At 73.0% G+C, this 6351-nt stretch carries 5 protein-coding genes; 4 read left to right on the forward strand and 1 reads right to left on the reverse strand.

Annotation, left to right across the window (positions count from 1 at the left end; genetic code table 11):
• Window positions 1-2060: transglycosylase domain-containing protein (locus tag ABD308_RS32875; protein ID WP_344343203.1), on the reverse strand; the 2060-nt coding region annotated here is incomplete at its 3' end.
• 322 nt (window positions 2061-2382) lie between these two features.
• Between ABD308_RS32875 and ABD308_RS32880 the strand changes: the two genes are divergently transcribed.
• From ABD308_RS32880 to ABD308_RS32895, 4 genes are all read left to right on the forward strand, one after another.
• Window positions 2383-3183 carry an ABC transporter permease gene (locus ABD308_RS32880; RefSeq protein ID WP_344343212.1) on the forward strand — a complete coding sequence of 267 codons (801 nt, stop codon included), beginning with the start codon at window positions 2383-2385 and terminating at the stop codon, window positions 3181-3183.
• 73 nt (window positions 3184-3256) lie between these two features.
• Window positions 3257-4021, forward strand: coding sequence for an ABC transporter permease (locus tag ABD308_RS32885; protein ID WP_425554905.1), 765 nt, complete (start codon window positions 3257-3259; stop codon window positions 4019-4021).
• Window positions 4022-4052: 31 nt separating this feature from the next.
• Window positions 4053-5012, forward strand: coding sequence for an ABC transporter ATP-binding protein (locus tag ABD308_RS32890; RefSeq protein WP_344343207.1), 960 nt, complete (start codon window positions 4053-4055; stop codon window positions 5010-5012).
• A gap of 180 nt (window positions 5013-5192) precedes the next feature.
• Window positions 5193-6351, forward strand: a 1159-nt coding sequence (locus ABD308_RS32895; protein ID WP_344343210.1) for a glycosyltransferase family 2 protein, incomplete at its 3' end; no start/stop codon positions are given.

Genomic DNA, 6351 nt, shown 5'->3' on the forward strand with positions numbered 1-6351 from the left:
GTGGCGGTCGGGGTGGCGGTCGGGCCGCCGGTGGCGGGTCGGCCGTTGCCCGCGCCGGGTTCGAGCTCGAAGTCCTGGACGGCGGTGCCTTCCAGGGCCTCGCCCATGTAGGCGGTCCAGATCCGGGTGGGGAAGGCGCCGCCGTTGATCCGGGCGTAGCCGGCGGTGCCGGCCAGCGGTTCCTTGGCGTGGGTCTTCGGGTTCTCCCGGAAGAGGCCGACGGTGGTGGCGAGTTCGGGGGTGTAGCCGGCGAACCAGGCGGAGAGGTTGGCGTCGGTGGTGCCGGTCTTGCCGGCGGCGGGCCGGCCGAGGCCGAGGGCGGCGGCGCCGGTGCCGCGGGGGCTGACGACCTCGCGCAGGACGTCGGTGACGGCGTCGGCGGTGCCCCGGTCGAGGGCGCCGGTGGCGTGGTGCCCGGGCAGGTGGGGCGGGTCGACGGGGCCGGTTCCGGGGTTGACCCGTTCGAGTCCGGCCACCGACCAGGGCCGGTGGGCCTCGCCGTGGTTGGCGAGGGCGGCGTAGACGCCGGCCAGGTCGAGGGCGCTGGGGGTGGCGGTGCCGAGGGTCATCGAGGTGTTGGCCGGGTCCATGCCGGGGACGTCGTCGGGGATGCCGAGCCGGAGGGCGGTCTCCCGGACGTGGTCGAGCCCGGCGTCCACGCCGACCTGCGCGTACACCGAGTTGACGGATTTGACCATGGCCTGGCGCAGGGTGATGGGGCCGTAGTCGAGGTCGTCCTCGTTGGGCGGCGCGTAGGGGGTGGGGCCGTCGGTGACGGGGCGTTCGCTGGTGCCGTCGTAGCGGGTCTCGGTGGTGATCGGATGGCCGTCCCCGCTGCTGCGGTGGGAGGTGAGGCCGGCGGCGAGGTCGATGGGCTTGAAGGTGGAGCCGATCTGGTTGTCCTGGCGCAGCGCGTCGTTGTAGGGCTGTTCGGCGTAGTCGGGTCCGCCGTAGACGGCGACCACGCGGCCGGTGGCGGGTTCGACGGAGGCGCCGGCGACCCGGACGTCGGTGTCGGTGTCGGGCCGGGCGTCGGGGTCGAGTTCGTCGGTGAGCTCGTCGTGGACGGCGCGCGCGAAGGCGTCCTGCTTGCCCTGGTCGAAGGTGGTGGTGATGCGCCAGCCGCCGGCCTTGAGGGTGGCGCTGTCGAGGATGCCGCTGCCGACCAGGTACTCGTCGGCGACGCCGACCAGGTAGCCGGCCTGGCCGGCGAGGCCGCTGGCGGGCTGCGGGTCGGTCGGGTCGGGGAAGGCGAGGCCGGCGCGTTCGGTGGCGCTGAGGAAGCCGAGCTGGACCATGCCGTCGAGGGTGTGGTTCCAGCGGGCGACGGCCCTGGCGCGGTTGGCGGGGGTGGCGGTCTTGACGTCGTAGGCGCTGGGCGCCTGGAGCAGGGCGGCGAGGTAGGCGCTCTGCGGGAGGGTCAGTTCGGTGACGTCGACGCCGTAGTAGGCGCGGGCGGCGCTCTGGATGCCGTAGGCGCCGCGGCCGAAGTAGCTGGTGTTCAGGTAGCCGGCGAGGATCTCGTCCTTGCCGCGCTGCTGGTCGACCTTGAGGGCGATGAGGAGTTCGCGGCCCTTGCGCTCGATGGTCTGGCTCTGGGTGAGGTAGTAGTTCTTGACGTACTGCTGGGTGATGGTGGAGCCGCCTTGCAGGCCCTGGCCGGTCAGGGTGTTCCAGCCGGCCCGGACCATGCCCTTCAGGTCGATTCCGCGGTTCTGGTAGAAGGTGCGGTCCTCGGCGGAGACGACGGCCTGCCGGGTGGCGACCGGGACCTTGTCGATGGTGACGTCGGTGCGGTTGACGGCCCCGGTGCGGGCGATCTCGGTGACGCCGTCGGCGTAGAGGTAGATGTTGCTCTGGGCGACGGCCTGGGCGTTGGGGTCGGGCAGCGGCACGATGACGTAGAGCACGGCGAAGGCGCCGACGGCGAGCAGCGCCGCGGTGAGCACGGCGCCGAGGGTGACCCGCCAGGTGGGCAGCAGTCGTCGCCAGAGCGGCAGGGCGCGGCGTGCCTCGCGGCGGGCGGCCCGTCTGGCCTGGCGGCTGGTGCGTGCGGTCATGCGGAGATTATGTGCTATTTGACTGCGGATCAGCTTCCCGGGTGACTCCGGTCGGGTGGTGAAAAACCGGGTGCGGACGTGACGCGTCCGCAGTACGGTGAAAGGTGCAAACCAGATAGCGCGGCAGGTTTGGGTTTCGGCCCGTCACAGCGTCGCCCGCCCGGGACCCCCGGGGGAGAGTGGGCGGGGCCGGTCCGGCATGCCCGCTCGCGGCCAGGGGTCTCCCTGTGCCGCCATTTGTCGATAAGGAGACAATATGCAGAAGCTTGGGCCGTCGCGGGCCGAGCTCCGTCCTCCCGATCCCGGCGGCGCGCGCGCCGCCCTGAGCCTGTACGCCGCGGTCGCCCGCGGCGCCTTCCGCCGCTTCTCCACGTACCGGACCGCCACCCTGGCCGGCGCCTTCACCAACACCGTCTTCGGCTTCATCCTCGCCTACACCTTCCTCGCCCTCTGGCGGGCCCGCCCCGGCCTCGGCGGCTACGACGAGAGCGCCGCCGTCACCTACATCTGGATCAGCCAGGCGCTGCTGGTGACGGTGGCCGTGATGGGCGGCGGCTTCCAGGACGACGTCCAGGAGCGGTTCCGCAGCGGCGACATCGCCATCGACCTCTACCGCCCGGTGGACTTCCAGGGCTGGTGGCTGGCCACCGACCTCGGCCGGGCCGCCTTCGACCTGTTCGCCCGGGGCGTGCCGCCCCTGCTGGTCGGCGCCCTGGCCTTCCATACCCGGATGCCCGAACGCCCGCTGACCTGGGTGTTCTTCCTGCTGGCGGTGCTGCTCGCGCTGGTGGTCAGCTTCGGCGTGCGGTTCCTCGTCTCGCTCACCGGCTTCTGGCTGCACGACACGGAGGGGGTGCGGACCCTGGTGGTGATGCTGTCGATCTTCCTCTCCGGGTTGCTGCTGCCACTCGCGCTCTTCCCCGGCTGGCTCGGCGATCTCGCCCCGGTGCTGCCCTGGGCGGCGCTGGTGAAGGTGCCGACCGACGTCTTCCTGGAGCGCGTCACCGGCGCCGGGGTGCTCGGCGCGCTGGGTTTCCAGCTGGCCTGGGCGCTGGTGCTGCTCGCGGCGGGGCGGCTGGTCCAGCTGCTCGCCACCCGCAAGGTGGTGGTCCAGGGTGGCTGAGCTGCTGGCTCCCCGTGAACCGCTGTCCGCCCGGACGGCGTGGGCGCTGCGCTCCTGGTGGCTCACCGCCGCCATGTGGACCAGGGCGCTGATGTCCTACCGGGCGTCGTTCGCGATGATGACCTTCGCCAACGTCGTCATCACCTTCCTCGACTTCTTCGTGATCATCCTGATGTTCCAGCACACCGACAGCCTCGGCGACTGGACCCTGCCCGAACTCGGCTTCCTCTACGGCACCTCCGCCTTCGCCCTCGGCACGGCCAACCTGTTCGTCGGCTCCATCGACGCCCTCGGCGAGCGGATCCGCACCGGCACCCTGGACACCATGCTGGTGCGGCCGGCACCCGCGCTCGCCCAGGTCTGCGCCGAGCGGTTCTCGCTGCGCCGGATCGGACGGCCCGCGCAGGCGGCGGCCGTGCTGGGCTGGTCGCTGTTCGTGCTGGACGTCCACTGGACCTGGGACCGGGTGCTGCTGGTGCCCGTGCTGCTGCTCTGCGGCACCCTCATCTTCGCGGCGGTCTTCATCGCCTTCGCCAGCCTGCAGTTCTGGTGGGGCGAGTCCGGGCAGCTGCACCACTCCTTCACCTACGGCGGCGCGACCGTGCTGCAGTACCCGCCGACCGTGTTCGCCAAGGAACTGGTCGCCGGCACCGTCTTCGGCGTGCCGTTGGCCTTCGTCAACTGGCTGCCTGCGCTGCGGATCCTCGACAAGCCCGACCCGCTGGGCCTGCCCGCCGCCTTCCGGTTCGCCTCGCCGCTGGCCGCCGTACTGAGCCTGGCCGCCGCCGGACTGGTCTGGCGCGCCGGGCTGCGCGCCTACCGCGGCGCCGGCAGCTGACCCCCCGTCCGTCCGTCCAAGGAAAAGACCCATGGCACTGATCGAGCTCGACGACGTCCGCCGCACCTTCACCGTCCGCGCCAAGGCCGGCCGGCTGAAGCGGGAGAAGCGCGAGGTGCGCGCCGTCGACGGACTGACCTTCACCGTCGGGGCCGGCGAGTGCGTCGGCTACATCGGCCCCAACGGCGCCGGCAAGTCCACCACCATCAAGATGCTCACCGGCATCCTCGTCCCCAGCGCCGGGCGGCTGCGCGTCGCCGGTGTCGACCCGGCCCGCGAACGCGTCGCGCTGGCCCGCCGGATCGGCGTCGTCTTCGGGCAGCGCACCACCCTGTGGTGGGACCTCCCCCTGCGCGACTCCTACGAACTCGCCCGCAGGCTCTACCGGATCCCCGAACACCGATATCGCGTCAACCTGGAACGCTGCGTCGAACTGCTCGACCTCGGCGCGCTGCTCGACACGCCCGTGCGCCAGCTCTCGCTCGGCCAGCGGATGCGCGGCGACCTCGCCGCCGCCCTGCTGCACGACCCGGCCGTGCTCTACCTGGACGAGCCGACCATCGGCCTGGACGTGGTCAGCAAGGGCAAGGTGCGCGAGTTCCTGCGCGAGGTCAACCGCGACCGCGGCACCACGGTGCTGCTCACCACGCACGACCTCACCGACATCGAGCAGCTCTGCGACCGGGTCATGGTGATCGACCACGGCCGGGTCGTCTACGACGGCGGCCTCGACGGCCTGCACGCGGTCGGCGACAGCGAGCGGACCCTGGTGGTCGACCTGGCCGACGAGCGCCCGCCGATCGAGGTGCCCGGCACCCGGGTGGTCCGGGTCGAGGGCCCGCGCCAGTGGCTGGCCTTCCCGGCCCAGCAGAGCGCCGCCCCGGTGGTGGCGGCCGTCGCGGCCCGCTACCCGCTGGTCGACCTCTCGGTGCGCGAGCCCGCGATCGAGGACGTGATCGCCCGGATGTACGCGGAGGTCGCCATCGGCTGACCGTTCGACCGGGGAACGGGGGTCCGGGGCCGCTCGCTCGTGCGGGTGGCGAACGTGACCCCGTGCCGCGCCGCCTAGTTGACCGTTTCATCGCCCGGCGCCGCGCCGCCCGCCCCGTTCCGCGGGCGGCGCGGCACCGGGCACCGTCCTGGCGAGCCGCGCACCGGAGGGCAGCGCCCGATGACCGTTCCCGATGTGACCGTGGTGATCGCGGTCTACAACACCATGCCGTACCTGACCGCCTGTCTGGACTCCCTGGTCCGGCAGAGCATCGGGCACGCGCGCATGGAGGTGGTCGCGGTCGACGACGGCTCCACGGATGGCGGCGGCGCGCTGCTCGACGCGTACGCGCAGCGCCACCCCGGGCTGTTCCAGGTGGTCCACCAGGCCAACTCCGGCGGCCCGGCCGCCCCGACCAACCGCGGCCTGGCGCTGGCCCGCGGCCGGTACGTGCTCTTCCTCGGCGCCGACGACTGGCTCGGCGACGAGGCGCTGGAGCGGATGGTGACCGCCGCCGACACCTGGGAGTCGGACGTGCTGATCCCCAAGCAGGTCGGGGTGAACGGGCGGCTCGTCCCGCAGGGCATCTTCGACGCCACCGCAGCCTCGGTCGGCTTCGAGGACTCCGCGCTGGCCTGGGCGCTCGCCGACACCAAGCTGTTCCGGCTGGACCTCGTCCGGCGGCACAACCTGGCCCGCAAGGAGGAGCTGAAGGTCTACTCCGACCAGCCCTTCACCCTCGCCGCCCTGCTGCGGGCCCGCCGGATCTCGGTGCTCGCCGACTACGACCACTACTTCCTGGTGCTGCGCGAGGACCGGGGCAACGTCACCCAGCGGGCCGGGGCGCTGGACCGGATCCGGGGCGTCGCGGCGGTGCAGTGGGTGGCCGCCGAACTGGCCGAGCCCGGCGGGCAGCTGGACGCGATCAAGGCCCGGCACTTCGGGTGGGAGGTGCCGCAGCTGCTCCAGACCGACCTGCTGGCGCTCGACGCGGGCGTGCGGGAGGAGGTCTGCGCCGGGGTCGGCGAACTCGTCCGGCGGTTCGCGGCCCACGAGGTGTACCACCGGCTCGCGGTGGCGGACCGGGTGCGGCTGGAGCTGGCGGCGGGCGGGAAGCACGGCGCGCTGTGCGAGCTGATCGCGTACGAGGCGGAGCACGGCACGCCGCCGGAGGTGACGGAGGACGGGGCGGACGGGGTGCGGCGGCGGTACGCGGGCTACCCGGCGTTCCGGGACGGCGCGGTGGGGCTGGCGGACGGGTTGTTCCTGCTGGGGGAGGAGGCGGTGGCGCCCGCGCCGTCCGACGCGGTGGCCGCGCCGCCGCCGAGGCTGGTGCGGC

This window comes from Kitasatospora putterlickiae, assembly GCF_039527695.1.
Classification (GTDB): domain Bacteria; phylum Actinomycetota; class Actinomycetes; order Streptomycetales; family Streptomycetaceae; genus Kitasatospora; species Kitasatospora putterlickiae.